We start from the raw sequence: 26,063 nt of genomic DNA on the forward strand, positions 1-26,063 counted from the left end.
TTGATCTTGGTCGCTGCTATCGTGCCTGCGGAAGTTCCGAGACCAGTACCGAAACAAGGGGAGATTCATGCGCACGTCACAGCGGAGGGCCGCCCTCGCGCTCAGCGTTCTGGCCATGACCGCGGGGATGGTGTCCGTCTCCGCTCCGGCCGAGGCCGCCAGCACCCCGAGCGGGGCCTGCGGCAGCGGCTACTACCAGATCGACCACCACGCCCTCGGCTCGGTGGCCGACATCTACCTGTTCTACAACGGGTCGAGCAACTGCGCCGTCACCTGGGTGCGCAGCCCGACCGGGACCAGGACGTACGACCTGCGGGTGCACATAGACCGGGAGAGCGACCTGGCGGGCTCCGCCGACGGCGGCTACTACAAGTACTACGCCGGCCCGGTCAAGCTCAGCGCCAAGGGCACCTGCATCTCGTGGGGCGGCTACGCGGAGGGCATCAGCTGGGGCTCCGACTGGGAGCACTGCGGCTGACCGACCCCGCCGCGACCCGCCCGGCCGGTTCCCGGTCCGGCCTGGCGGGGCCTTCGGACCGGGGCCTTCGGACCGGGGGCGAACCAGGGGCGGGTCAGGGGCGGGTCAGCCGGTGGCGGGACTCCACCGCCGCGACGGTCTTCTTCAGCGCGCTGCCCAGGACGCCCCTGCCGACGCTGCCCAGCAGCAGGCCGGTGATCCGGCCCTTGAGGTTCTTGCCCTCGCGGACCACCACCGCGTCCAGCCGGGTCGTGCCGTCGGGCAGCGGGGTGAGGGTGTACGTGTGGCCGGAGGCGCCGCCCCAGAGGTTGGAGTCGACCGTGGTCATCACGACGCGGTGCGGGTCGGACCAGTCGTAGCGCAGCCGTTCCCAGACGCCGCCGGAGCCCTCGGTGACCTCGGCGTGGTCGGGGCCCTCCGTGTGGACCCGGAGGAACTCGTCGGCGCTGTTGGGGAACAGTTCCCGGCGGCCCGGGGTGAAGTCGGTGAGGCACGCCACGAACTGCTCCGGGGTGGCCAGGGTCCGCTCGGTGAAGTGGATGGTTGCCATGGGGTTTCTCCCTGCGCTCCTCGTATCGGTCTGCCGGACGGCCCCCAGACTGCCCGGTGCCCGCACCCCGTCGAGCCGGTGCCGGACCCTGGCCCGGGCCGACCCGTGCCCGGCCCGTGCCCCGCCCCGGGTACGGGACCCGGGGGACCAGGGTCCGGCACCGGCTCGACGGGCCCGCGGTCCGGGGATCGTGGTCGGTGGGACGCCGACCGGCGTCCCGGGCCGCAGAGGAGCCGACGATGGTGGAATTCAAGATCGAGGTCGTGGTCGTCCCGGTCTCGGACGTGGACCGGGCCAAGGAGTTCTGGACCCGGATCGGGTTCCGCGAGGACGTCGACCACACCGGCCCCGGCGGCTTCCGGGTGGTGCACCTGACCCCGCCCGGCTCGGCCGCGTCGCTGATCGTCGGCAGCGGCGTGACCGCCGCGGCCCCGGGCTCCGAGCACGGCGTGCACCTGGTGGTGGACGACGTCGCCGCGGCCCGCGCCGAGCTGGCGGCGGCCGGGGTCGAGGTCAGCGAGGTGTTCCACGACGCGGGCGGGGTCTTCCACCACGCCGGCACCGCCGAGCGGGTCACCGGCCCGCACCCGAAGCGGCAGTCGTACGGCTCGTTCGCCTCGTTCGCCGACCCGGACGGCAACACCTTCGTCCTCCAGGAGGTCACCGAGCGGCGCCCCGGGCGGATCGACCACGCGGTGTACCGCTCCGCCGACGCACTCGAATCGGCGCTCCGCGACGCCGCGACCGCCCACGGCGCGCACGAGGCCGAACTCGGCCACACCGACCCGGACTGGCCCGCCTGGTACGCCGCCCACATGGCGCGCGCGGCCGGCCTCGGCCGCTGAGTGGGCCGGCGTGAGCGGCACGGGCGGCACGGGCGGGGCGGGCGCGGGCGGCTGCGGGCGGTGCGCCGGTACCGCGACGACGGCGGGACCGGTGACGGCGGTGACGGCGGTGGCGGTGGCGATGGTGGGCCGCGAGGCCGAGCGGGCGGAGCTGGCGGCGTTCGTGACGTCCGCCGCCGGCCGGGCCCTGGTGCTGCGCGGGGCGGCGGACGCCGACCGGTCCGCCCTGCTGAGCCACGCCGCCGCCCTCGCCGAGCGGGAGGGCCACACCGTCGTCCGGGCGGCCGGCGTCGAGGTGGAGTCGGCGCTGCCCTGGGCCGGGCTGCACCAGCTGCTCCACCCGCTGCTCGCCGACGCCGCACGGCTGGACGAGGCGGCCCGGACCGCGTTCGACACCGTGTTCGGCGGCCCGCTCGGTGGCTCGCGCGGCGGCTCGGATTGCGGCCCGGGCGGTGCCCCGGACTGCGGCCCGCCCTCGGTCATGACGCTCGGCATCGCGGTGCTGCGCCTGCTGGCCCTCGCCACCGAGCAGCGTCCGCTGCTGCTGGTCCTCGACGACGGGCAGTGGCTGGACGAGGCCAGCGCCGACGTCTGCGGCTTCGTCGGCCGCCGCCTGACGGGCCGTCCGGTGCGGCTGCTGGTCGCGGTCCGCCCCGGCCTGCCGTCCCGGTTCGACGCCGCCGCCCTGCCCGAGCTGCCGATCGCGGCCCTCCCCGACGAGCCCACGGCCCGCCACCTGCGGCTCGCCGGGGCCCCGCCCCACACCCCGCCCCCGGCGCCGGGCGCGCTGACCTGGCAGGAACGCCGCATCGCCGACCTGGCCGCCAGCGGCCTGACGAACAAGCAGATCGGCGCCCGGATGCACCTGTCGCCGCGCACCGTCAGCTCGCACCTGTACCGCGTCTTCCCCAAACTGAGCGTCACCAGCCGGGCGGCCCTGCGCGACGCGCTGACCCGCCACGCGGGCTGACCTCCCGTCACCTGTCTCCCTCTCCCTCCCTCTCACCCCGGGGCGCCGCGCGCCTCCGGAAAGGACCGGAAATGATCAGCAGGCGCACCTTCACCACCGCGGTCGGCCTCGGCGTCGGCGCCACCGCCCTCCCGGCCACCGCCCCGGCGGCCGGCGCGCTCACCGCCGACGACCGGCCGACCGCCCCTGTCTCGACCGTCCCCGCCACGACCGTCCCGGCCGTCGTCCCCGGCACCCACACCGGCTTCGCCGACCTGAGGCGGGTCCAGGCCGGCGTGCTCGACATCGGCTACGCGGAGACCGGCCCGAAGAACGGCCCGGTGGTGATCTGCCTGCACGGCTGGCCGTACGACATCCACAGCTTCGTCGACGTGGCCCCGCTGCTCGCGGACACCGGCTACCGGGTGATCGTGCCGTACCTGCGGGGCCACGGCACCACCGCGTTCCTGTCCCCGACCACGGCCCGCAACGGGCAGCAGTCCGCGATCGCGCTCGACGTCGTCGCCCTGATGGACGCCCTGAAGATCCGCCGGGCGGTGCTGGCCGGCTTCGACTGGGGCTCGCGGACCGCCGACATCGTCGCCGCGCTGTGGCCGGAGCGGGTCAAGGCGCTGGTGTCGGTGAGCGGCTACCTCGTCACCCACCTCCCGGCGCAGCGCACCCCGCTGCCGCCGAAGTACGAGCGGGCCTGGTGGTACCAGTACTACTTCGCCACCGACCGCGGCCGGGTCGCCATGGAGACCAGGGCGAACCGGCACGACCTGGGCCGGCTGGTGTGGGACGAGGTCTCCCCGACCTGGGACTTCGACGAGGCCACCTTCGAGCGCACCGCCGCCGCGTTCGAGAACCCCGACTACGCCGCCATCGTGGTCCACAACTACCGCTGGCGGCTGGGCCTGGCCGACGGCGAGCGCCGCTACGACCGCTACGAGCGGCTGCTCGACGCCCAGCCGCCCGTCACGGTGCCGACCATCACCCTGGACCCCGCCCTCGACCCGTTCCTGGCCTCCACCGACGGCACGGCCTACCGGAAGTTCTTCACCGGCGCCTACGAGCACCGGGTGCTCGCCGGGATCGGCCACAACGCGCCGCAGGAGGCGCCGACCGCGTTCGCCCAGGCCGTGGTGGACGCCGACCACCTGGCGGCGCGGCCGTGAGCGGCCCGGCCGCCAACGGGCGGACGGGCGGCCCGGACGCCGACACGCACGTGCGCGGCCCGGACGCCGACGCGCGGGCCGCCGAGGTCCGCCGGGCCCGGTTCGGCGCGCTCCCGGAACGGGTCGCCCTCGCCGACCTGGTCGAGGAACGTCCGGTCCCGCCGCCGCACCGGACGGCCGACGCCCACGACCCCGACAGCCAGGCGGTGCGGTTCTCCTGCCTGGCGGCCGACCTCGGCCTCTGAACCCGCCGGTCCGCCCCGCGCCCCCCGCGCCCCGTCACTCGATCTCGTACATCCCGTCGCCGTCGAGGTGGCGCACCGTGTTGAGGTCGCGCTGGAGCACCGCGTCCACCGGGTGCTCCAGCGTGAGGGTGGCCGGGTAGCCCCGGTCGTACGTGGTCGGGCTGATCGGGTCGCCGGGGCCGACCAGCACGGTGAGGTCGCGGAAGCTCTCCAGCTCCGCGATCCGGTCGAGCGCCCGGTAGCGGACCAGCCGCCCGGCCGCCGGGGCGACCAGCGCGGCCCAGGCGAACGCGTGCCGCCGCCGGTACCCCCGGCCGGCCCGGGCCCGGAAGCGCTCCGGGCGGACGTAGGCGTCCACGACCCACTCCAACTGGCCCTCGCCCAGCAGGTGGGCGGTGTAGTAGGGCAGCCCCGACATGCGGGCGCCCGCCTCGACCAGCCGCGGACCGTCCGGCGTCAGCTTGACCTCCAGGTGGGCGGCGCCGTACCGGATGTCCAGCGCGTCCAACACCCGGCGGCCGTACGCGGCGAGTTCGGGCACCGGCGGCTCGTCGCAGCGCAGCAGCACCTGGGCCACCACCAGGTCCCGCACCCCGTTGGCGGTGATCCGCTCGGTGCGCCAGGCGTCGGTCAGCTGGTGCGTCCCGCCGCTGCTGACCGTGTTCAGGACGTACTCGGTGCCGACCAGGTACTCCTGGGCCACCACCTCCTCGATCGGCTCGCCCTGGACCGTCCCCCGGGCGCGCAGCCGGTGCAGCGCCGCGACCGAGTCCCCGGGCGCGTCGCAGAACGACACGCCGTCGCCCCAGTAGCTGCGCAGCGGCTTGACCACCGCCACCCCGCCCAGCCGCCGGTGCCAGGCGCGCAGCTCGTCCGGGTCGCCGGTGCGCAGCTGGCGCATGCCGGGCACGCCCCGGGCCTTGAGCGTCTCGATCTGCACGTACTTGTCGCGGCGCGCCGCGCTGGCCGCGGTGCCGTTGGAGGGCAGCCCGAGCCGCTCGGAGAGCGCGTCGGCCAGCTCCACCCCGGTCTCGCGGCCCGCCAGCACCGCGACCGGCCGCAGCGCCGCCAGCCGCTCGGCCAGGGCGTCCACCCCGCCGTCGTGGACCAGCACGCGGCCGAACCGTCCCGGGTCCACCGGGTCCACGCCGAACGGGAGTTCGGGCGTGCTCTGCACCTGGACGACCTCGCCGCCCACCGCGCCGAACGCGTCGACGTGGCCGAAGGCCGCCCCGAACGCGTCGACGACCGCCACGCGGAACGCTGCCATGCCTGCCTCCTACGGATGGGGGTGGGTCGGGGCCGCGGCGAGGTCGAGCACCTCGCGGCGGAGTTCGAGCAGCCGGTGCACCGCGTTCGTCAGCACGTGGCGCACGCTGAAGCCCGAGGTGCCGGTGTCCCCGGGGTGCTGGGCGTCCCCGGCGGCCAGGACGCTCCGCTCGCCGTCCTGCGCGCCGATCTCCCGCCGGGTCAGCCCCGACCGGTCCGGGAACGCCTCCGGCAGCAGGCGCCGGGTGATCCCCAGGTGAACCATCCGGAAGTCGACGAACCCGTCGATCAGCCGGACCAGTTGCTCCGTCCCGGCGTCGTCGAGCACCAGCCGGCCGTCCCGCACCGACTGCCGCACGTTCGCGCCCAGGCCGGAGGCGCTCCGCCAGCGGGCGACCACCGGCCGGGCCCAGGACGGGAAGTAGGACATCGCCTGGTCCAGGTAGACGCCGTACTCCCCGGTCGGCGGCAGCAGCACCAGTTCGAGGAGCTGGACGCTGGGCATGAACGCCCCGCTCGCCCCGCGCGGACCGCCGGGGTGGCCCAGGTGGTACGGCCGGAAGCGGCCGAACGCCTCCCCGGACAGCCTGCGGTAGCCCGCCATGTCCGAGGCGAACTCCGCGACGCAGCGCGCGGCGTCCTCCAGCACCGCGGCCGGCTTCACGGCGTCCGGCGCCGCCACCAGCGCGCGCAGACCGTAGGCGGCCGACCTGATCCACGGCTCGGAGAGGTGGTGCCCGAGGTAGAAGTCCCGTTCGAGGGTGCCCAGCCGCCCGGGCGAGAACACCCTGATGTCACCGCAGCGCGCGTACTCCTCGCTGTTCACGTCGATCAGCAGCTCGTAGCTCAGGTGCGGGTCCAGACCGGGGAAGCGCGCGCACTGCGCGGAGACCAGCTCCACCAGCTCGCGCGGAGCGGCGTGCGGCCCGGCCGGAACGAACCCGTTGAGCATGAAGAGCAGGTCGAGCTGGGTGACCCGGGCCGCGCGCGGGTCGTCGTCGGCGAGGCAGCGCCGACCGTACTCGATCAGCAACTCGCGCTGTTTGTCGGCGAGTTGGCGGTAGGTCAGGCCGTCGCCGCCGACCTCGGACAGGTCCTGCGGAAGTTCGCGCAGGACGTAGTCGCGGAACGGCGAGGAGGACCGCAGGAGCACGCGCGGCCCGCCCGGCCCGCTCGGCTCGCTCGGCGGGAGGGTCCGGCGGGGGTCCGCGGAACCGTTGAAGAGATCACTGCTGTCCATGTCCGCTCCTTGTCCGCAGCAGGGGGAAGTGAGGGGCGGGCGGGCCGGTGACGTCGCCGCCGGCCCGCCCGGGCGCTTGAGGGCGCTTGAGGACGCTTGGGGCGCTTGGGGGCGCGTCAGGGCCGGACGCAGCGGAAGCTGCCCGCCGCGGCCGGGTCGCCGCGGGTGTAGCGGGAGACCATCGGGTAGCGGCACAGGTCGCGGGCGACGCTCCGGCCGTCCGCGGTGGTCAGGGTGGCGTGCAGGACGTCCGGGGCCTGGCCGCGCTCGACCCAGGCCGTCAGCGCCGCCAGGTCGTCCACGCCGCCGCCGCTCAGGCCGCAGTGCGCGACGCCCGGAGCCAGGAAGACCCGGTAGAAGCCGTCGACCCGGGCCGCGCCGCCCATCCGGGCCTCGACGCGCTCGCGGTAGTCCACCGTCCCCCGGGTGGGGATCAGCTGGTCGGCGCTGCCGTGCCAGGTGAGCAGCTTGCCGCCGGCGTCGCGGAACGCCGACAGGTCCGCGTCCCGGGAGCCGATCACGGTGTCGTACTCGGCGCGGGCCGCGCGGAAGATCCGCTCGAACTGCTGGTACGTCAGGTCCGCCGAGTCGAACCCGGGCTGCTTCAGCACGAAGTCGGCCACCCACTGGGCCGGGACGGTGAACGGCTGACCGGTGGGCACGCCGTCCACGGGGGTGCTGGCGGCCAGCGGGGAGAAGTCGGCGCCGACCGGCAGCCCGTACCAGAGCCGTCGGCCGCCGCCGTCCCGCGGGCCGTCCCAGATCCGGCGGACCACCTCGGCGTCGGCCGCGTCGATCGTGTACTCCTCGCCCTCGCACACCACCTTGCTGCCGATCAGCCGGCGCGGGTCGAAGTCGCAGCGGTCCGGGTCGCCGACCAGCCCGTCGGCCACGCCGTCCAGCCGGTCGCAGGCCCGCAGCGCGGCCCGGTTGAAGGCGTCGAACTCGCAGGTGGTCGGATAGGTGTGCTCCTGCTTCATCACCACCTGCGGCCACAGCGTGGCCACTTCGAACTGGTTCCAGTTGATGCCCGGAGCGGCGGCGTTGATGCCGTCGAAGTCGGTCGGGTACCGCTGCGCCTCCACGTAGCCCTGGCGGCCACCGGTGGAGCAGCCGTTGAAGTACGAGTGGAACGCGCTGCCGCCGTACCCGTCGCCGACGACCTGCTTGGCGACCAGCGCCAGCTCGTGCACCGAGCGCGAGGCGAAGTTCTCCAGCAGCGCGGCGTCGACCCGGCCCTGCGGGTCCAGTCCCCAACTGCCGTCCAAGCCGGTGGTGTACACGCCCGCGTCGGTGGTGGCCGCCGCGTAGCCCTGCTTGACCGCCGCGGCCACCGCACCGATGTCCCCGGCGGCGTAGCCGGCACCGCCGACCGCCTGGAACCGCCCGTTCCACCCGGCCAGCGGCAGCCAGACCTGCACCCTGGCCCGGTCGTCCGCGCCCGGATGGGTCAGCGTGACAGTCACCTCGCAGTGCGCCGGGACGTCGGCCACCGGGTAACCGCCCAACGGCGGGGACCCGGGCACCTGGAACGTCCCCGCCGGCACCGCCGCCGCGGCCACCGACTCCACCACGGCGCCCTCCGGCGCCGCCGGCCGGAACGCGGCACAGGCCGCCACGGCGGACCCGGGACCGGCCCGGTCCGCACCACCCGCCGGGCCGGTCGACGCGCTCGCCGGCGCGCACAGGGCCACGGCCGCCGCCAGCGAGAACCCCGCCGCCGCGAGCCTCGGAAGCCGTCGGTTCATGTGTGTCTCTCCTCGGATTCGGCAATCGCGACCCCACTGTCGCCGACCCACCGACCCGGGCACATCGGTCAACTGACGCCCCGCCGGGTAATCAGTCGACGTACAGTCAGATGACGGATACGGACAGACGGACGGACGGCCAGCCGGACGGCCGACCGGCTGACCGCCCGACCAGCTGACCGCCCGACCGGCTGACCGCCCGACCGGCCGGGCAGCGCCCCGGACGACGCCGGGGCCCGGCACGGCCCGCCGCCACCGGCGGGGACGTCCGCCGTCACGGGGCGGTGGACCGGCGGTCACCGGCGGGGGCAGTTGCCATAGCCGTGCCCGCCGCTGCCGCGTCCGCCGTTCACCGAGCATGCCGTCACCGATCGGCAGGCAGCATCCGCCGTCGCGCCGCCGCGCCCGCCACCGCCGGGCCCGTCGTCACCCTCCGGCGAGGGCGTCGTCGCCGTGCTCGTCGTCTTTGCGTCCGCCGCTGCCGCGTGGGCCGTCGTCATGTCCGCCGCTGCCGCCGTTCAGCGAGCACGTCGTCATCGGTCGGCAGGCAGCATCCGCCGCCGCGTCGCCATGCCCGCCACCGCCGGGCCCGTCGTCACCCTCCGGCGAGGGCGTCGTCGAGCTCGCGGCGGGAGGAGACCCCCAACTTGGTGAACACCTTGCGCAGGTGCCACTCGACGGTGCGCGGGCTGAGGAAGAGCTGGGCGCCGATCTCCGCGTTCGGGTGCCCGGTGGCCGCCAGCCGGGCGATCCGGGCCTCCTGCGGGGTGAGGACGGGCTCGCCGCCGGTGTCGCGTCGGCGCACCGTCTCGCCGGTGGCCAGCAGCTCCCGTCGGGCCCGTTCCGCGAACGCCTCCATGCCCATCGCCACGGCCGCCCCGTGCGCGGCGCGCAGTTCGTCGCGGGCCTGCGCCCGCCGGTTCCGGCGGCGCAGCCACTCGCCGAACAGCAGCCGGGCCCGGGCCTCCAGCCCGTCCAGCCCGCCCACGGCGAAGTGGTCGACCGCCTCGCGGTAGCGCTCCTCGGCCCGCTCCGGCGCCCCGGCCAGGGCCTCCGCCAGCGCCCCGGCCCCCCGCGCCCAGGGCGTCCCGGCCCGGGCCCAGTCGGCCAGTCGCTCGCGCGCCCCGGCCGCCGCGTCCGGCCGCCCGGCCCGGACCGCCGCCTCGACCAGCTCGCCGCACGTCCAGTGGTGCACGGCGAGATCCCGGTGCTCGGTGCCCCGCAGCGCCGCCTCCAGCGCGAGCGGGTAGTTGCCCAGGCCGTTGTGCAGCACCGCCCGCGCCAACGCCGCGGTGGCCGCCAACCGGCCCAGACCGCGCTGCTCGCACTCCCGCTCCACCCCCTCGACCTCCGCCAGGGCCGACCCGTCCCGCCCCCGGTACGCGCCGATCAGCGCGGCCGTGACCGCCCGGGTCGCCGCGCCCGCAGCCTCCTCGACGGCCGCCGCCCCGGCCAGCAGCGCCCCGGCCTCGGCGAACCGCCCCGCGAAGCCCAGCGCGGCCGCCCGGTACGGCAGCGCCGCCGCCAGGGTCGACAGCGCCCCGGTCGCCCGGGCTGAGCGCACCGCCCGGTCGGTGACGTTCAGCCAGGCCCGGAGGTCGCCCAGCTCGGCGGCGGCGTTCACGACCGCCCACAGCAGGGCCGGGTCCTCGACCTCGGTCCGCGACCGCAGCGCCCGCGCCAGCAGCGGCCGGGCGGCGACCGGCCCGTCCGTGCTCCACACGGTCAGCGCCCGCAGCAGGACACCGGCCTGCTCGTCCCCGGGCGGCAGCGCGCGGGCGGCCGCCGCGACCCGCCCGAGCGCCTCCCGGTCGTAGCGGCCGGCCCGGACCGCCGCGCCGAACGCGGTCAGGCAGGTCTCCCGCGCGGCGGCCGGATCGAGCCCGCCGAGCCGCTCCGCCGCGTCGAGCAGCGGCCCCACCGCCCCGGCCCCCCGGTCCCGCAGGGCGGACGTCCGGGCCCGCAGCCGGTGCACGTCGGCCTGCTGCACCAGGTTCAGCGGCCCCAGCTCGGCGGCGGCCAGCAGGTCCGGCACCCGGGCCGTCAACCCGGCCGCGAGGGAGGCCGCCGCAGCCGCCAGCGCCCGCCGCGCCTGCCCCTTCGGCTCGGGGGAGAGCGCGGCGGCCCGCTCCAGGAAACCGGCCGCGGCGGCCCGGCCGCCCCGGGCCAGGGCCCGGTCGGCGGAGTCCTCCAGGGCGGCGGCGACCTGCTCGTCCGGCCCGGCCGCGGCGTGCGCCAGGTGCCAGGCCCGCCGGTCGGGGTCGCGCCCGCCGTCGGTGGCCTCGGCCAGCGCCCGGTGGGCGGACCGCAGGGCGGCGGCGTCCGCGCCCCGCCACACGGCGGAACGCACCAGCGGGTGCCGGAACCGCACCGGGGCGCCCAGGGTGACCAGCCCGGCCGCCTCGGCCGGGGCCGCCGCCTCCGGCCCGATGCCCAGCAGCCGCAGCGCGTGCCACAGCAGCGGCCCGTCGCCGACCGGTTCGACCGCCGCGACCAGCAGCAGCGCCCGGGTGTCGGCCGGCAGCGCCTCCACCCGCCGCCGGAACCCCTCCTCCACCCGGGACGCCAGCGGACCGGCCCCCGGCCCGCCGAACCCGAACGCCAACTCCGCGGACGACAGGCCGCGCGGCAACTCCAGCAGCGCGAGCGGATTCCCGCCGGTCTCACCGACCACCCGGTCCCGCACCCGGGCGTCCACCGGCCCCGGCAGCACCCGGTCCAGCAGCGCCCTGGCCTCGGCGTCGCCCAGCCCGCGCAGCGGGAGGTCCGGCAGTCCGGCGAAGCCCGCGTCGCCCACCCCGTCGACGGTCCGCTCGGCGAACACCAGCGCCACCGACTCGGCGTCCAGCCGCCGGCCGACGAACGCCAGGATCCGCTGCGACATCAGGTCCAGCCACTGGGCGTCGTCCACCAGGCACACCAGCGGACCACCGGCGGCGGCCTCCGCGAACAGCCCGAGCACCGCCATCCCGACCAGCAGCATCTCGGGCGCCGCCCCCGCGCTCAGTCCGAACGCCACCCGCAGCGCCTCCCGCTGCACCGGCGGCAGCCCGTCCAGCCCGTCCAGCAGCGGAGCGCACAAGCGCTGCAACGCCGCGTAGGCGAACTCCGCCTCCGCCTCCACCCCGGCCGCCCGGACGACCCGCCACCGCCCCGCCCGCCCGGCCCGCTCGGCCACCAGGTCCAGCAGCGCCGACTTGCCGACCCCGGCCTCCCCGCGCAGCACCAGCACCCGGCTACGGCCCTCCCGCACCTCCCGCAGCAGCTCCTCCAGCGCCCCCGACTCCCGCTCCCGGCCGAGCAACCGCTGCACCACGTGATCCGACATCGCACCTCCGCCCGGTCCCCCCTCCCCGGAGGGACCGGCCCCATCCTACGAACCACCCCGCCCGCGCCCGTCGCGGCATCAGTTCGCGGGCGCCCCCGCGGTACCGCCGGGGGCGCCGGAGTCCGCGCCGCCGGAACGCCACCCGACGGCGTGAACGGTCAGCCCCCGTCGGCCGCCTGACGCGCCACCGTCTCGCGCAACCGCCGCCGGCGCTCCGTCGCCCGCCGCCGCTCGTCCTCGTCGGCGGCGGTGATGTCCAGGAAGACCTGGTCGAAGTCCGGGCACACCGACCTGATCCGCTGCTTCAGCTCCACGCACAGCCGCTCGACCCCGGAGCTGTCCAGCCCGTCCACCAGGTCCATCCGGGCCGCGAGCAGGGCGGAGTCCGGGCCGAGCTGCATCGTCAGCAGCCGGGTCACGGTGTCGATCTCGGGCCGCTCGGTCAGCACCTCCAGCGCCCGCTGCTGGAGGACCGGGTCGACGGCCTGCCCGACCAGCCGGTCCTTGGCGTCGCGGCCGAGCCGGTAGGCGACGTACATCAGCAGCACCGCGATGGACAGCGCCGCGCCCGCCTCCCAGACCGGCTGCCCGGTCCACTGGTGCAGCCCCGCGCCGACCAGGGCCAGCAGCACGCCGAGCACCGCCGCCGCGTCCTCCGCGAACACCGTCCGCACGGTCGGGTCGTCGCCCCGCCGCAGCTGCGCCACCACGCCGCGTCCGGCCTGCCGGGCCTGCCCGCGGACCTGCACCGTCGCCCTGACCAGCGAGGCGCCCTCCGCGAGCAGCGACACCGCCAGCACCACGTAGACGATCAGGTAGCCGCCGGTCTCCTCGGCCTCCGGGTTCAGCAGGGTGTGCAGGCCCTGGTAGAAGGAGAAGCAGCCGCCGGTGACGAAGATCCCGACGGCCGCCAGCATCGACCAGAAGAAGCGCTCCTTGCCGTACCCGAACGGGTGCCGCGCGTCCGCGCGCCGACGGCTGCGGCTCAGCGAGGCCAGCAGGAACACCTCGTTGAGGCTGTCCGCCACCGAGTGCGCGGCCTCCGACAGCAGTGCGGGCGAACTCGCGACCAGCCCGCCGGCCACCTTGGCCAGCGCGATCACCAGGTTGGCCACCAGCGCGATCAGCACCGTGCCCCTGGTCTCACCGTCCCCCTGGCCGCCGCCCCCCTTCCTCCCGGCACCCGGGTCCGTGTCCGTGTCCGCGGCCGTGCCGCGCCCGTCGTCGTGTTCGTCGCCCCTCGTCACGCCCGCCGTCTGCCCCGGCTCCTCCCGCACAAGCGCCGAACCGGGCGTCCGGCCGCCTCAGTCGGCGACGGCCGCCCCGGTCCCGATCAGGAAGGCGGTGAGGACGCGGCGCAGGCGGGGTTCGACCTCGACGACGGCGTGGGCGAGGCGGGGGTCGGAGGTGTAGAGCTCGCGCAGGAGCGGGCCGGGGCTGGCGATCTGCCACAGGGCGCCGGCCATCCCGGTGGCGGTGGCGACCAGGTCGAGCACCTGCTGCTCGGACAGGCCCAGCAGGCGCGCCAACTCCTCGCCGATCAGGGCGACTTGCTGCAGGGTGAGGAGCTTGAACGCGCGCACCGCCTCCAGCGACACGTTGCGCTCCAGGTTGAGCGGCGCCTGCGCGAGCAGGTCGCAGAACACCGGGCGGTCCGCCAGCGTCGAGGCGAGGAGCGCGGCGACGTCCGCGGGGGAGGCGTCCGTCCGCGCCGCCAGCTCGGCGCGGAGCGTCGCGGACCACTCCCGCCAGCCCTCGGCGGTGAGTTCGAGGAAGATCTGCTCCCTCGTCTCGAAGTAGCGCAGCAGCGCCGACTTGTGCATGCCGACCTCGGCGGCGATGTCGGTGAGGCTGACGTCGCGGATGCCGCGCTCCCGGCCGAGCGTCCGGGCCGCGTCCAGGATCGCCGTCTCGCGCACCTGCTTGGCCTCGGCGCTGCGGGCCCGTCGGAAGGCTGGCTGACTCATGGCCCCATCATAGGAGCAGCTAAGAGAACGGTGTTGCTTTATTTGGAGAACGGTGTTGTACTAACTGCATGAGCGAACACGCGCACAGCACCCGGCAGGTCTGGTTCATCACCGGCTCGTCCCGCGGGCTCGGCCGCGCCCTGGCCGCCGCCGCCCTCGACGCGGGCGACCTCGTCGTCGCCACCGCCCGCCGCCCCGAAGCCCTCGCCGAGGAACTGGCCCCCTACGGCGACCGGGTCCTCGCCCTGCCGCTGGACGTCACCAGCCCCGACGCGGCCCGCGCGGCCGTCGACGCGGCGCTCGCCCGCTTCGGCCGCATCGACGTCCTGGTCAACAACGCGGGGTACGCCAACGTCTCGCCGGTGGAGAGCGCGGACGACGACGACTTCCGCGCCCAGTTCGAGACCAACTTCTGGGGCGTCTACCACGTCACCAAGGCCGCGCTGCCCGCCCTGCGGCGGCAGGGGTCGGGCACCGTCGTCCAGTTCTCCTCGATCGGCGGGCGGGTCGGCGGCTCCCCGGGCCTCGCCTCCTACCAGGCGGCCAAGTTCGCCGTCGACGGCTTCACCCGGGCGCTGGCGGCGGAGACCGCCCCGTTCGGCATCCGCTTCATGGTCGTCGAACCGAGCGGCTTCGCCACCGACTGGGCCGGCCCGTCGATGACCGTCCACCCCGTCCCGGAGGCGTACGAGGAGACCGTGGGCGCGATGAACCGCCTGGTGCGCCAAGGCACTTCCGGCGCGGCGGGCGACCCGCGGCGGGCGGCCGGGATCATCGTGCGCACCGTCCACCGCGGCCGGGTGCCGGGCCACCTGCTCCTCGGCGTCAACGCCGTGGAGATGGCGCTCGACCACTCCCGCCGCCAACTGGCCGAGGCGGGCGCCTGGGAACAGGTGAGCCGTTCGGCCGACTTCGCCGAACCCCACCCCGTCGACCTGCCGCCCGAGACGGCCTGAGGGCCGACGGTCTGACGGCCGGTCACCCCGTTCCTGTGCCGTCCCGGCCGGACGGGTCCGACCCGGGGTGACGGAACGTTCCGATGCGTCAAGAACCTTGGGCGCGTGCGGTGGTGCCGCCCCGTCGAGCGGTGCCTTCGCACCCGGGCCCGCCCGCGGCGACCCACCGGAACGTTCCGCCCGAAAGGCGCCGCGCCCCGATGACCGTCGAGCTCGACGAGTACTTCACCCGCATCGCGTGGGACGGCGACCGGACCCCCACCCTCGCCACCCTCCGCTCCCTCCACCGCGCCCACGTCCTCGGCATCCCGTTCGAGAACCTGGACGTCGTGGTCGCCGAGGTGCCGTCGCTGGACCTCCGCGACCTCCAGGCCGAGCCGGTCGAGTCCTCCTGCGGCGGCTACCGCTTCGAGCACAACAGCCTGTTCGCCGCCGTCCTGGAACGGCTGGGCTTCGCCGTCCGCCGCCTCACCGGCCACGGCCCGGCAACGGGGCCTGGGCCTGGGCCGGTCGGGGCGGCCGCACCGTCCGCGCCCCTTGCCCCGGGCCCCCGCCGGCGGGCACGCTCGACGGCACGTCGGATCCGACACCCGGGGGCCCCGTGAACGACATCGACCGCCGCAACCGCCGAGGCGCCCCGGGCTGCCTCCTCGTCGTCCTCCTCCTCGCCGCCGCCCTCGCCGCCTTCGTGGTGTGGGCCTGGAACCAGCCGGGTGGGAACACCCCCAGCTACTGGCACTGACGGCCGCACCGCCCGCCGGACCGGACGGGTCGCCCGGGCCCCGCCCCGGACCGATGACGGCTCCGGCCGCACCCGGTCGGGGAGCGCGCCCGACGCCGCGCAGGAAGGCGAGAACATGACCGGAGTCCTCCTCGTCGGGACGGCGGCCGACGTCTGGACACTGAAAGACGGCACCGAGCACCCCACCGGCTTCTGGGGCGAGGAACTGGCGATGCCGCACAAGATCTTCACCGAGGCCGGATGGGGGACCACGATCGCGACCCCGGGCGGGAAGCCGCCGACCCCGGACCGGATCAGCATGGGCCGCACCGCGGGCCTGCCGGGCACCCTGCGCGAGGTCGCCCGCACCCGGGCCCGCGAGGCCTACTTCTTGGAACTGGCCGAGGACCTGGTCACCACCAGCCCCCTCCCGCTGATGCTCACCGGCGGCATCACCCGCCGCGCCACCGCCGAACAGGTCCTCGCCGGCGGCGTCGCACTCGTCGGCACGGGCACCGCCCTCGCCGTCACCCCCGACCTCCCGGGCCGCTGGCGCCACGGCCGCGAAGCCGACCAGCGGATGCGGCCGGTCACCTGGAAGGACAAGCCCCTCGCCTCCGCCGCCTCCATGGCCCAGGTCCGCCGCCAACTCCGCCGCCCCGCCCGCGGCAGCCGCCCGCGCCCCGGCCTCCACCCGGCCCTCGCCCTGCTGACCGAGCAACTCCAGCAGCGCCGGGCCCTGCGCCGCCACCGCGCCTGGCTGCCGACGCGGCGGCACGCCGCCGCCCACGGTCACCCGCACCGGTGACGGCGGGCCGGGCCCGCGTCCGGCGGAGCCGTCCGCCGGACGCGCCGGTCCCGGTTCCGGCTCAGTCGCCCACCGCGACCTCGGCCCCGGCCCCGGTCTCGACTTCCGCCCCGGCCTCCCAGCGCAGCAGGTCGCCCGGCTGGCACTCCAGCACCTCGCAGAGCGCGGCGAGGGTCGCGAAGCGCACCGCCTTGGCGCGGCCGTTCTTGAGCACCGCCAGGTTGGCGGGCGTGATGCCCACGCGGTCCGCGAGTTCGCCGACGGACATCTTCCGCCTGGCCAGCATCACGTCGATGTCGACCGCGATCGGCATCAGATCACCTCGTCCAGCTCGGCCTGCATCCGGGCCGCTTCGACGTCGCGGGCGACCGCCTGGGCGAGCAGCGTGCGCAGCACGAACACGATGAGCGCGACTCCCAGGACCGCCACGCCGATCCCGCCCATGATGAGGGTGACGCCGGGGTCGTCCCGCTGGCCGGGCGCGTTCAGGGCCGCGACCGCGAACCACACGACGGCCGCCGCGACGATCGCGCCGATGATGCCGTCCACGTACCGGAAGGCGGCGGGGGAGAACACCGTCCCGCGCCGCACCATCGTGACCAGCCGCCACACGCAGACCACGGCGGCCTGGGCCGCCCCGATCCCCAGGATCGTGACCACGCGCAGCGAGGTCAGCGGGAGCGACCCGTCCTCCGGGTCGTTCCCGCTGACCAGCACCCACAGCATCAACGCCTGCACCAGCACGCTGCCGGTGAACACCACCGCGAGCACGGCGCGCAGCGCCCGCACCACCAGCTCTCCCATGCCCCATCCTTCCATCGAGATGCGATGGAAATCTATCGAAAATCGATAGGTGGAGCAAGATTCGATCAGGAGGGCGGACAGCGCCCCCGTGCCACCGACTCCTCGGCCCCTACGGCCGGAGCCGCCGCCTCACCACACTCACCACGCGAAGATCCGCCCGACGGCGAAGCCGATGCAGCAGGCGACCATCACCACGATGACCAGGAGGGGGATCCAGCCGGGCCAGGCCGTGTGCAGTTCCACCGGCTCGGGGGTGGAGATGCCGTGCGTCGTCGAGCCTTCGCACTCGGGCGTCTCGGTCGGCATGGAGTGGCCCGGCAACTGCACCGGGGCGGGAACAGAGCTGCTGACGGACATGGCGTCCTCCCGATTTCCCGAGTGGCCTGGTGCGTCGACGTGCTTCCACCTCCACGGTCCACCCGACGGCGCCCGAGCGCAAAACCCGGGCCGGAACCGTTGCGCCGTCGCGCCGCCTCAGACCTGTTCGCGGGGCACGGGCATCGCCCAGCGGATCGCCCGCACCACGGCCAGGCCGAGCGGCCGGACCGCCGCGGCGCTGAGGGGATCGGACGGCAGGCCCAGCAGGGCGCGGTGTTCCGGGGCGGGCAGGCCCGTGGCGGCCGCGGCCAGCGCGCCGTAGGCGGGACGCACGGCCAGCGGGAGCGGCGGGCGCAACAGCAGGAAGCGGGCGGCGGCCCGGGCCTCGGCCGTCCTGGCCAACTCCGGCCGGTAGGAGCGCAGGACGGCGGCGAGGGCCGCGCGGTCGCGGGGCGGGTCCTGCACCCCGAGGGCGGCGGCCACCTCGGCCGTGTCCGCCACGTAGGCGTCGCAGCCCGCGGCGTCCAACGGCCTTGCCCCGTACGCCTGGTGGGCCCGCAGGAAACTGTCGGCCTCCGCCGCGTGCACCCAGGCCAGCAGGTGCGGGTCGTCGGCGCGGTAGGGGAGCCCGGCGGCCGTGGTGCCACGGACGCGGGCGTGCACGGCGCGGACCCGGTCCACCGCGGCCCGGGCGTCGTCCACGGTGCCGAAGGTGGTGACGGCGAGGAAGGTACTGGTGCGCTGGAGCCGCCCCCACGGGTCGCTGCGGTAGCCCGAGTGCGCGGCGACCGCCGCCATGGCCGACGGGTGCAGCGACTGGACCAGCAGCGCGGCCAACCCGCCGACGAACATCGAGGCGTCACCGTGCACCGTCCGGATCGGCCGGTCCGGAGCGAACCAGCGCGCCCCCGGAGTCCCGTGGATCCGCTGCCGCACCGCCGGCCCGTCCGGCCCGGCCACCCTCGCGAACAGCGCCGCCCCCAACCGCTCCCGCAGCCCGAGCCACTCCTGCACCCCGCCCGACGACACCCCGCCGCGCTCCGCGTCCATGCCCTCCACGGTAGGCGCTGACCCGGACGGCACCAAGCGGCGCGCCCGCCCGCCTGTCCGCCTGCTGATCGGTCCTGCCCGGGGCGCGGGGGTGCGGGCCTTGGCGTGGAACTGCCCCGGTACGACGTTCACGTCCCCGTCGACCGGCCTCGTCCCGGACGCTCGGGCCCGGGCCTCGGTGCCAAGCGGCGCGCCCGCCCGCCTGTCCGCCTGCTGATCGGTCCTGTTCGGGGCGCGGGGGTGCGGGCCCCGGTGTGGAACTGCCCCGGTACGACGTTCACGTCCCCGTCGACCGGCCTCGTCCCGGACGCTCGGGCCCGGGCCTTGGTGCCAAGTGGCGCGCCCGCCCGCCTGTCCGCCTGCTGAGCGGTCCTGCCCGGGGCGCGGGGGTGCGGGCCCCGGTGTGGAACTGCCCTGGTACGACGTTCACGTCTTCGCTGACCGATTTCGTCCCGGACGCTCGGGATCGGGCCTCGGTGCCAAGCGGCGCGCCTGCCCGCCCGTCCGCTGATCGGTCCTGTCCAGGACGCCTGGGACCGGGCCCCGGTGTGGAACCGCCCCGGTGCCACGTCCACGCCCCCGCCGGAGCGGCCCGAGACCGGCAGGCGCGGTAGTCGTCGGCCACCGGGCCCAGGCCCGAGCGCAGCGGGCCCCCGCCGTGCCAGCGAGCCGCCGTGGCGGACTCCTGCCCGGGTGACGGCCGGTTCGGGCCGAGCCCGGGTCCTGTCGCGCGGGGGCCGGTTACCGCTGAGGTCCGTCCTGTCCGCCGCCACGGCCGTTGCGCCGTTTGCCGCCCCGGTTGCCCGACACGGTCTTCGCAACCGGGCCCGGGGCGGCCCGCCTGGTTGCCGCTGGACCCCGGCCCTGGCGGCAGCCGTGGAACGGTTCCACCGGCCTGGCCGGTCAGCAGGCCGACCACCCCGGTCGGCGACGGCTCCCGCCTCGGTGGGGGAGACCCCCGTCAGGAACCGACCACACCGTTCGCCACCATGGTCGTTGCCGTCGCTGGCTCGCCGTCCCGGTCGGTCGGCGCGGTCTTCGCGGCCGGGCCCGGGGCGGTCCGCCTGGTTGCCGCTGGACCCCGGCCCGCGATGGTAGCCACGCAACGAGCTCCGCCGGCCCGGCCGGTCAGCAGGCCGACCACCCCGGTCGGCGACGGCTCCTGCCCGGCCGGGGGGGGAGACCCCCTCAGGAACCGACCACACCATCCGCTTCGCCCGCGTCCACCTCCGCCTCGTCCCCGTCCCCGTCCCCCTCCCCGGACCGGGCGATCCGGGCGGCCAGGAAGGCGAACGCCAGGGCCAGCACGGCCTGCACGGTCACGGCGACGGCGAAGCCGCGGGACAGCCCGCCATCGGCACCGCCGCTCGCACCGCCGCCGCCCGCCGTCGCGGTGGCCACGGCGTGGAAGAGTCCGCCCAGGAGGGCCACGCCCAGGCTGAGGCCGAGTTGCTGCAGCGTGGTGAAGAGCCCGCCGGCGACGCCCGCCGCCCAGGTGGGGGTGCGCGACAGGACCGTGCGCAGGACCGGACCGTACATCAGGGCCTGGGTGACGCCGAGCAGGATCAGCAGCGGCTGCAGGGCCGCCGGGGCCCCGCCGCGGGTGCCGTCCACGGTGAGGGCGAGGCCCAGCAGCACGGCCGCCTGCCCGACGGCCGCGCCGGTCATCGTCCAGCGCCCGGTGCGGCGTTCCACGGCCGGCAGGACGAGGGCGGTGACGACGAACGCCGCGCCGAAGCCGAGCAGCAGCAGGACGGTGCCCCAGGCGTCCACGCCGAACGCGCTCTGGGCGAGCGCCGAGAACTCGTACAGGAAGGCCCCGTAACCGGTGAAGAACAGCAGCGTCATGACCAGGCCCCGGCGCACGGCCGGGGTGCGCAGCACGCTCGGCGGCACGACGGGCAGCTCGCCGCGGCGCTCGGCGGCGCGCTGCGAGCGGGCGAAGACGGCGAGCACTGCGGCGCCCGCGGCCAGCATCACGGACACCGGGGCCGGGCCGCCCGCGGAGGTGCCGAGGGTCAGCGGCACCACGACGAGGAGCAGGCCGGTGCCGAGCAGCGCGGCCCCGCGCAGGTCGAGCGCCAGCGGGGCCGTCGAGCGCGACTCGGGCACGGTGCGCAGGGCGAGCAGCGCCGCCGTGCCCAGTGCCCCGGTGAGCACCTGGACCAGCCGCCAGCCCCAGTGCTCGCCGGCCGCCTGCGCCACCGCGCCCGCCAGCAGCTGGCCGGTGACGGTGGCGATGCCGCTGACGGCGGCGAACAGCGTGACGCCCAGCGCCCGCAGCCGCCCGGGCGCCGTGGACTGGATGGTGGACAGCACCTGCGGGGTGAACAGTCCGGCGGCGGCGCCCAGCACGGCGCGCAGCACCACCAGGACGGCCAGGTTCGGCGCGAGCGCGGCCAGCACCGAGGCCGCGCCGAACGCGCCGACCCCGGCCGCGAGCAGCCGGCGCCGCCCGAACCGGTCGCCCAGGCGCCCCGCGACGACGAGGGTCGCGGCGAACGCGGTGGTGTACGCGGACAGCACGAGCTGCCCGCCCGACACGCTCACCCCGAGGTCCGCGGTGATCGCGGGTTCGAGCAGGTTGACCGACCCGAACGTCATGTTCACGGGCAGGTAGGCGAGCAGCAGGACGGCGAGGCCGCCACCGGTGAGGGCGCGCGCCGGACGCGGCACCACGGGACGGGTGAGGGGAACGGTCTGTGCGGTCATGACCACGACCCTGCGCCCCGTCCGATCCTGGTACCAGGAGCCTGGTCATACGGGTACCGGCACCACCTGGATCCGCCCGCCGCGAGCCGCGACACTGGGGCGGTGACCACCTCGACGCCCGACCGCAGCGCCCTCGGCGCCTTCCTGCGCGCCCGCCGCGCCCGCCTCACCCCCGGCGACGTGGGCCTGCCCGCGGCCGGCCGCCGCCGCACGCCGGGCCTGCGGCGCGAGGAGGTCGCGCAGCTCGCCGGCGTCGGGGTCACCTGGTACACCTGGCTCGAACAGGGCCGGGCCAAGAACGCGTCCGACCAGGTCCTGGACGCGGTCGCGCGCGTCCTGCGCCTGGACGCCGCCGAGCACCGGCACCTGATGGCGCTCGCGGGCCGCGGCCCGGCCGCCCGACCGGGGCCGCCGATCGACCTGCGCCCCGAGCACACCGCCCTGCTGGCCAAACTGCTGCCGTACCCGGCCGCCGTGCAGACCGACTGCTACGACCTGGTCGCGGCCAACCGCACCTACCGCTACCTGTTCGCCGACCTGGACGCCTACCCGGTCGAGGAACGCAACTGCGCCTGGCTGATGTTCACCGAACCGAGCTGGCGCAACAGCCTGCTCGACGAGGACACCGTCCTGCGCGAGATCACCGCGAAGCTCCGCACCCGCCAGCCCGAACACCGCGACGACCCCCGCTGGAACGCCCTGATCACCCGGCTGCGCCAGGAGTCCCCGGACTTCGTGCGGCACTGGGAGTCGTACGAGGTCGTCGGCGACCGCACCCAGCTGCGCCGCTACCAGTCCCCGCGCGTCGGCACCCTCGACGTCCAGTTCCAGAGCCTGTGGCTGGACCGGGCCCGGGACGCCCGGATCGTCGTCATGACCCCCACCGACGCCGCCACCACCCAGCGCCTGGAACGCCTCGACTCCCTGGTCGGCGCCGCCCCGGCCTGGACCTCCCGCGACGACTCCGCCGCCGACGCGGCCACCGGCGCCTGAGCACCCCGCCCCGAGCCCCGCCGGTGCCGGGCGTCCTCGCAGGTCGGGGCGGTCCGCGCAACGGTTGGTGGTGCCCGCTTCGACCACGGTGGATGGCAGGCATATGATCCGTTCGCCGACGCGCGCGTCGGCCTTTCTCCGGGCGGATTCGATCACGCCGGTCGCAGTTTCCGCTGCCCGCGGGGCAGCGCAGGGGGGCACACATGAAGAGTTTGCGAAGCGCCGTGGTCGTCGGCACCGGTGTCCTGGTCGTCGCGGGGGCGCTGCCGCTGCAGTCGGCCGCCGCCGACCAACCGCACATCTACCTGTCGTACGCGCAGTGCGACCAGCCCATCAACACGTGGTTCGACTGGCAGAAGCAGCCGCTCCAGGTGAAGGCCGGCGAGGACGCCGGAGCGCTGTGCCGGGTCGAGTTCGGGGCCGACCAGCGAGGCGCGAAGAACGTGAAGCTGGCCCTGACCCTGTCGGCGCAGTCCGTCGCCGACTCCGGCTACTCCGCCCAGCAGCTCGCCCAGCGGCTGTCGGTCAGGAGCTTCTACTCCACCGCCGCTGCCACCGACCGGCGGGCCGGCCGCGCCTGGGTGGTGAACGACGACGGCTCGCTGACGTTGGACCTGCCGGCCCACGACTTCCCGGCGGGCGGGACCTCGGGCTCGCCGGACGGCCTGGGAGTGGTGGACCTGGAGATCTCGGGCGCCCCGTCGGCGAAGTCCGTGCTGCTCCAGGGCCGGCTGGACCTGACCGCCGACGGGACCACGGAGAAGCTCACCAAGCCGATCTCGATCAACTACGTCGGCAACGGCGGGAGCGTCGACCTCGGCGCCCCCAGCACCCTGGTGCCGGTGAGCCCGGCCCGGCTGCTGGACACCCGCGCGGGCATCGGGGCCGCCAAGGGCAAGCTAGGCCCCGACGGCACGCTCACCCTGACGGTGGCCGGCCGGGGCGGGGTGCCCCTCACCGGAGTCAGCGCCGTCGTCCTCAACGTCACGGCCACCAACCCCACCGACGCGAGCCACGTCACCGCCTACCCGCACGGCAGGAACCGGCCCACCGCCTCGAACCTCAACTTCACCCCGGGCGAGACCGTCCCGAACCAGGTGACCGTCCCGGTCGTGGACGGCAGGATCGACCTCTACAACCAGCTCGGCACCGTCGACCTGATCGCCGACGTCAGCGGCTACTACACCCCGGGCGACGCGGGCTCCCGGTACACCGCCCTGGCCACCCCGGCCCGGCTGCTGGACACCCGCGCGGGCACCGGCGCCGCCAAGGCCAAGCTCGGCGCCGACAGCACGCTCACCCTGGCGGTGGCCGGCCGGGGCGGTGTCCCGGCGGAAGGCGTCACCGCGGTGATCCTCAACGTCACCGCCACCAACCCCACCGACGAGAGCCACGTCACCGCCTACCCGCACGGCACCGGTCGGCCCACCGCCTCGAACCTCAACTTCACCCCCCGCGAGACCATTTCGAACCAGGTGGTGGTCCCCGTGGTGGACGGCAGGATCGACCTCTACAACCACACCGGCACCGTCGACCTGGTCGCCGACGTCAGCGGCTACTTCTCCGCCTCCGGAGCCGTCTTCGTCCCCACCGGACCGGCCCGCGCCCTCGACACCCGCGACGGCACCGGCGGCATCCAGGGCAAGGTCGGCCCCCGCGCCATCGCGCTGACGGTCGGACGCTGGGAGAACGGGGTCCCCCCGTACGGGATCACCGGCGTGGCGCTGAACGTCACCGTGACCAACACGACGGACAGCAGCTTCCTGGCCGTCTACGGCGCCACCCCGGGCGGGCCGATCCCCGACACGTCGAGCCTCAACTTCAGCGCCGGCCAGACGATCGCGAACGCCGTCACCCCGAACGCCGCCGACGGCGTGGTCTTCGCCAACCACGTCGGAAGCACCGACGTGATCGCCGACGTCTCGGGCTACTTCACCACCGGCTGACCCACCGCATCCCGGGGGCCCGACCGAACCCGGCCGGGCCCCCGCGCCTGCTCGGCGGCCGCGATCCGGAACCCGGACAGCGACGCCACCACCGCCCAGCCGACCCCCGACCGCCCCAACTCCCTTGTCCCACCGCCCCCTCCACACCCGCCACCGCGCGAACGGACCGGCCGGGCGCGGGCCGTCCGGCGGCGGTAGGGCAGACTGTGCCCATGAGTCCCGACCGCCGCCCCCTGGGGCTGGCCTTCTCCGAACCCGCAGCCGACCACGCCCTCCCGGCAGGCGAACACCCGCGCCCCCTGTCCGTCGACCGCTCCCCGTTCCTCGAGCCGGCCCCGGACGCGCCCACCCCGCCGACACTCCACCGCCCGCCCACGTCAACCAGGGCCGGGTCCCACCAGCCGTAGGTGCGGGCGCCGTTCGGCACCACGTGCTCCGGTTCTCGCCCCCGCGCTCCTGTCGCCACCCCTACCCGGGCCGGCACGCAGACCCAGGGAGCACCGCGACGAGAGGGTGAACGCATGAGCGGCAGCGGCCTGGACGGGCTCATCCACCGCTTCCCGATCGGGAGGCACGTCCAGGGCGAGGTCCGCGCCCCGCTCATGCCACGTGGTGACACCGCGGTCGGAGCCCTCGTGGAACTCGACGGCCTCCCGGTCGGCTTCGTCGACGGCGAGCATCTGCCACGTCGGCTCGACCGGTGGCCGCAGGCCGGGACGACCACCGGGTTCGAGATCCTGCGCCACGACGTCCGCCGCTCGGGCCGCCTCCAGATCAGGCTCTGGCCGCTGGAGGCTTCCTTCCGCAACCCCGAGGCCACTCACTGGGGGCATTCCGAAGAGCAGTGGCAACGGATCAAGGAGCGCTGTCCCGTCGGCACGAACGTGATCGGCACCGTCACTTCGACAGCGCTGCCGCACCGCTGGTTCACCGTCACCTTCGACGGGACACGGACCCGGGTGACCTGCCTCGACGACCCACCAGCCCTGGGTTCCGAACTGCGCCTCCGTGTCGTTGAACTCCTCGAGGCCACCCACCGCGTCATCCTCGTCCGCATCGACGGCGGCCGCGAAGAACCGGTCCGGCAAGGCCGCTGACCCGCTCTTCCACGTCGACGCGGGCGGAGTCGGTTTCCACGACCCCCCGTCTCCGGGTGGCGTCGTCTCCGGTGAACATCCACTGCCACCCACCCTCCCCGGCGACGCGGTCAGGCGCGGCGGCGGTCGCTGCCGTCGCGGAGGCGGGTGGTGTGGTGGATCAGGGTGTCGAGGCGGGTGGCGAGGTCGTTCCGGTCGGTGTCGAGGTGGGGGCGGATGGCGGTGAGGGGCGGGAGGAGGTCGGCGGGGTCGGTGGTGCCGAGGGCGGTGGTGAGGGCGGCTTGGGCCGGGTGGGCGTCGCGGGGGAGGGGGGTGGCGGTGAGTTGGGCGGCGAGGACGCGCAGTTCGGCGGCGTGGTCGCGGGCCCAGGCGGTGACCGTGCGGTCGGCGGCGCGGCGGTCGCGGACGGCCTTGACGCGTTCGGCGCCGGTGGCGGTCCGCGTCCCACCGCCGCGGCCGGTGGCGGGTTTGAGGCGCAGGTAGCGGTTCTCGGCGGCCTGGCGGCTGGCCACGCCCATGGGGTGGGCGAGGTCGGCCCAGGTGGCGCCGGCTTCCCGGGCGGTCTCCACCAGGCCGGCCTCCCAGCCGGCGAGTTCGGTGCGCAGTTCGCGCAGCAGCAGCAGCGCGGCCAGGGCCGGTTCGGGCCCCTGCTGCGCGTCAGGGGCGGTGGAGGCGGCCGGGGGCCGGGACGCGGGGTCGTGGGCGGTGCGGACGGCGTCGTCGATGGCGGCCAGGGCCGCCGCGGCGGCCAGGAACGAGGCGGGCTCGGGCGGCCGGGGGCCGTCCGGGGCGGCGCTGCGGGGCTTCTCACTCATGCAGTCACTCTATCGGCGACACAGCGACTTGTCATCGGATGGATGA

At 75.8% G+C, this 26,063-nt stretch carries 24 protein-coding genes and 2 pseudogenes; 13 read left to right on the top strand and 13 right to left on the bottom strand.

What is annotated here, in order from left to right:
- Nucleotides 1-67: 67 nt before the first annotated feature.
- Nucleotides 68-478, top strand: coding sequence for a spore-associated protein A (locus ACIP60_RS08230; RefSeq protein WP_400681353.1), 411 nt, complete (start codon nucleotides 68-70; stop codon nucleotides 476-478).
- Between the two features lie 94 nt (nucleotides 479-572).
- Here ACIP60_RS08230 and ACIP60_RS08235 read toward each other — a convergent pair whose 3' ends face one another.
- Nucleotides 573-1,028, bottom strand: a complete 456-nt coding sequence (locus tag ACIP60_RS08235) for an SRPBCC family protein (protein WP_400681355.1) — start codon at nucleotides 1,026-1,028, stop codon at nucleotides 573-575.
- A gap of 239 nt (nucleotides 1,029-1,267) precedes the next feature.
- On the opposite strand from ACIP60_RS08235, the gene ACIP60_RS08240 reads away from it, so the two are divergent.
- From ACIP60_RS08240 to ACIP60_RS08260, 5 genes and pseudogenes are all read left to right on the top strand, one after another.
- Nucleotides 1,268-1,873, top strand: a complete 606-nt coding sequence (locus ACIP60_RS08240; protein WP_400681357.1) for a VOC family protein — start codon at nucleotides 1,268-1,270, stop codon at nucleotides 1,871-1,873.
- Between the two features lie 121 nt (nucleotides 1,874-1,994).
- Nucleotides 1,995-2,492: pseudogene (locus tag ACIP60_RS08245) on the top strand (AAA family ATPase); the annotation flags it as partial.
- A gap of 162 nt (nucleotides 2,493-2,654) precedes the next feature.
- A pseudogene (locus ACIP60_RS08250) lies at nucleotides 2,655-2,843 on the top strand (response regulator transcription factor); the annotation flags it as partial.
- 71 nt (nucleotides 2,844-2,914) lie between these two features.
- A complete protein-coding gene (locus ACIP60_RS08255; RefSeq protein ID WP_400681359.1) occupies nucleotides 2,915-4,000 on the top strand; it encodes an alpha/beta fold hydrolase in 1,086 nt (361 codons plus the stop codon).
- On the top strand, nucleotides 3,997-4,245 hold the full coding sequence (locus ACIP60_RS08260) for a hypothetical protein (protein ID WP_400681362.1): 249 nt from the start codon (nucleotides 3,997-3,999) through the stop codon (nucleotides 4,243-4,245). The genes ACIP60_RS08255 and ACIP60_RS08260 overlap by 4 nt, the downstream gene beginning before the upstream one ends.
- A gap of 34 nt (nucleotides 4,246-4,279) precedes the next feature.
- Here the strand turns inward: ACIP60_RS08260 and ACIP60_RS08265 are convergent, their stop codons facing one another.
- From ACIP60_RS08265 to ACIP60_RS08290, 6 genes are all read right to left on the bottom strand, one after another.
- A complete protein-coding gene (locus ACIP60_RS08265; protein WP_400681364.1) occupies nucleotides 4,280-5,515 on the bottom strand; it encodes a biotin carboxylase in 1,236 nt (411 codons plus the stop codon).
- 9 nt (nucleotides 5,516-5,524) lie between these two features.
- Nucleotides 5,525-6,754, bottom strand: coding sequence for a hypothetical protein (locus tag ACIP60_RS08270; RefSeq protein ID WP_400681367.1), 1,230 nt, complete (start codon nucleotides 6,752-6,754; stop codon nucleotides 5,525-5,527).
- A 116-nt stretch (nucleotides 6,755-6,870) separates the two neighbouring features.
- Nucleotides 6,871-8,502, bottom strand: coding sequence for a tannase/feruloyl esterase family alpha/beta hydrolase (locus ACIP60_RS08275; protein WP_400681369.1), 1,632 nt, complete (start codon nucleotides 8,500-8,502; stop codon nucleotides 6,871-6,873).
- Between the two features lie 595 nt (nucleotides 8,503-9,097).
- Complete coding sequence (locus ACIP60_RS08280; protein ID WP_400681371.1) at nucleotides 9,098-11,830, bottom strand: ATP-binding protein; 2,733 nt, start codon at nucleotides 11,828-11,830, stop codon at nucleotides 9,098-9,100.
- Between the two features lie 158 nt (nucleotides 11,831-11,988).
- Nucleotides 11,989-12,960: a cation diffusion facilitator family transporter gene (locus tag ACIP60_RS08285; RefSeq protein WP_400681374.1), complete on the bottom strand. Its 972-nt coding sequence runs from the start codon at nucleotides 12,958-12,960 to the stop codon at nucleotides 11,989-11,991.
- Between the two features lie 174 nt (nucleotides 12,961-13,134).
- Nucleotides 13,135-13,797 (bottom strand): TetR/AcrR family transcriptional regulator, encoded by a 663-nt coding sequence (locus ACIP60_RS08290; protein ID WP_400681376.1) that lies wholly within the window; start codon nucleotides 13,795-13,797, stop codon nucleotides 13,135-13,137.
- Nucleotides 13,798-13,865: 68 nt separating this feature from the next.
- Between ACIP60_RS08290 and ACIP60_RS08295 the strand changes: the two genes are divergently transcribed.
- The 4 genes from ACIP60_RS08295 (at nucleotide 13,866) to ACIP60_RS08310 (ending at nucleotide 16,282) form a co-directional block, all read left to right on the top strand.
- On the top strand, nucleotides 13,866-14,753 hold the full coding sequence (locus ACIP60_RS08295; protein WP_400681379.1) for an SDR family NAD(P)-dependent oxidoreductase: 888 nt from the start codon (nucleotides 13,866-13,868) through the stop codon (nucleotides 14,751-14,753).
- 200 nt (nucleotides 14,754-14,953) lie between these two features.
- Complete coding sequence (locus ACIP60_RS08300; RefSeq protein WP_400681382.1) at nucleotides 14,954-15,358, top strand: arylamine N-acetyltransferase; 405 nt, start codon at nucleotides 14,954-14,956, stop codon at nucleotides 15,356-15,358.
- On the top strand, nucleotides 15,355-15,495 hold the full coding sequence (locus ACIP60_RS08305; RefSeq protein WP_400681384.1) for a hypothetical protein: 141 nt from the start codon (nucleotides 15,355-15,357) through the stop codon (nucleotides 15,493-15,495). Before ACIP60_RS08300 ends, ACIP60_RS08305 begins: the two co-directional genes overlap by 4 nt.
- 115 nt (nucleotides 15,496-15,610) lie before the next feature.
- Nucleotides 15,611-16,282, top strand: coding sequence for a hypothetical protein (locus ACIP60_RS08310; RefSeq protein ID WP_400681387.1), 672 nt, complete (start codon nucleotides 15,611-15,613; stop codon nucleotides 16,280-16,282).
- 61 nt (nucleotides 16,283-16,343) lie between these two features.
- Here the strand turns inward: ACIP60_RS08310 and ACIP60_RS08315 are convergent, their stop codons facing one another.
- The 5 genes from ACIP60_RS08315 to ACIP60_RS08335 all read right to left on the bottom strand — a co-directional run bounded on the left by ACIP60_RS08315 (nucleotide 16,344) and on the right by ACIP60_RS08335 (nucleotide 21,166).
- Nucleotides 16,344-16,595 carry a helix-turn-helix domain-containing protein gene (locus ACIP60_RS08315; protein WP_400681390.1) on the bottom strand — a complete coding sequence of 84 codons (252 nt, stop codon included), beginning with the start codon at nucleotides 16,593-16,595 and terminating at the stop codon, nucleotides 16,344-16,346.
- Nucleotides 16,595-17,086 carry a DUF2975 domain-containing protein gene (locus ACIP60_RS08320; protein ID WP_400681392.1) on the bottom strand — a complete coding sequence of 164 codons (492 nt, stop codon included), beginning with the start codon at nucleotides 17,084-17,086 and terminating at the stop codon, nucleotides 16,595-16,597. The genes ACIP60_RS08315 and ACIP60_RS08320 overlap by 1 nt, the downstream gene beginning before the upstream one ends.
- 138 nt (nucleotides 17,087-17,224) lie before the next feature.
- Nucleotides 17,225-17,443, bottom strand: coding sequence for a DUF6480 family protein (locus ACIP60_RS08325; protein WP_400681395.1), 219 nt, complete (start codon nucleotides 17,441-17,443; stop codon nucleotides 17,225-17,227).
- Nucleotides 17,444-17,560: 117 nt separating this feature from the next.
- Nucleotides 17,561-18,454: an oxygenase MpaB family protein gene (locus ACIP60_RS08330; RefSeq protein WP_400681396.1), complete on the bottom strand. Its 894-nt coding sequence runs from the start codon at nucleotides 18,452-18,454 to the stop codon at nucleotides 17,561-17,563.
- Nucleotides 18,455-19,642: 1,188 nt separating this feature from the next.
- Nucleotides 19,643-21,166: an MFS transporter gene (locus ACIP60_RS08335; protein WP_400681399.1), complete on the bottom strand. Its 1,524-nt coding sequence runs from the start codon at nucleotides 21,164-21,166 to the stop codon at nucleotides 19,643-19,645.
- A gap of 102 nt (nucleotides 21,167-21,268) precedes the next feature.
- Here ACIP60_RS08335 and ACIP60_RS08340 point away from each other — a divergent pair, with 102 nt between their 5' ends.
- The 3 genes from ACIP60_RS08340 to ACIP60_RS08350 all read left to right on the top strand — a co-directional run bounded on the left by ACIP60_RS08340 (nucleotide 21,269) and on the right by ACIP60_RS08350 (nucleotide 25,202).
- Nucleotides 21,269-22,159, top strand: a complete 891-nt coding sequence (locus ACIP60_RS08340; protein ID WP_400681401.1) for a helix-turn-helix transcriptional regulator — start codon at nucleotides 21,269-21,271, stop codon at nucleotides 22,157-22,159.
- Nucleotides 22,160-22,362: 203 nt separating this feature from the next.
- Complete coding sequence (locus ACIP60_RS08345) at nucleotides 22,363-24,105, top strand: hypothetical protein (RefSeq protein ID WP_400681404.1); 1,743 nt, start codon at nucleotides 22,363-22,365, stop codon at nucleotides 24,103-24,105.
- Nucleotides 24,106-24,626: 521 nt separating this feature from the next.
- A complete protein-coding gene (locus ACIP60_RS08350; RefSeq protein WP_400681406.1) occupies nucleotides 24,627-25,202 on the top strand; it encodes a hypothetical protein in 576 nt (191 codons plus the stop codon).
- A 110-nt stretch (nucleotides 25,203-25,312) separates the two neighbouring features.
- On the opposite strand, the gene ACIP60_RS08355 is transcribed toward ACIP60_RS08350, so the two are convergent.
- Nucleotides 25,313-26,017, bottom strand: a complete 705-nt coding sequence (locus ACIP60_RS08355) for a hypothetical protein (protein ID WP_400681409.1) — start codon at nucleotides 26,015-26,017, stop codon at nucleotides 25,313-25,315.
- Nucleotides 26,018-26,063 lie beyond the last annotated feature (46 nt).

This window comes from Kitasatospora sp. NPDC088783 (genome assembly GCF_044750705.1).
Classification (GTDB): domain Bacteria; phylum Actinomycetota; class Actinomycetes; order Streptomycetales; family Streptomycetaceae; genus Kitasatospora; species Kitasatospora fiedleri.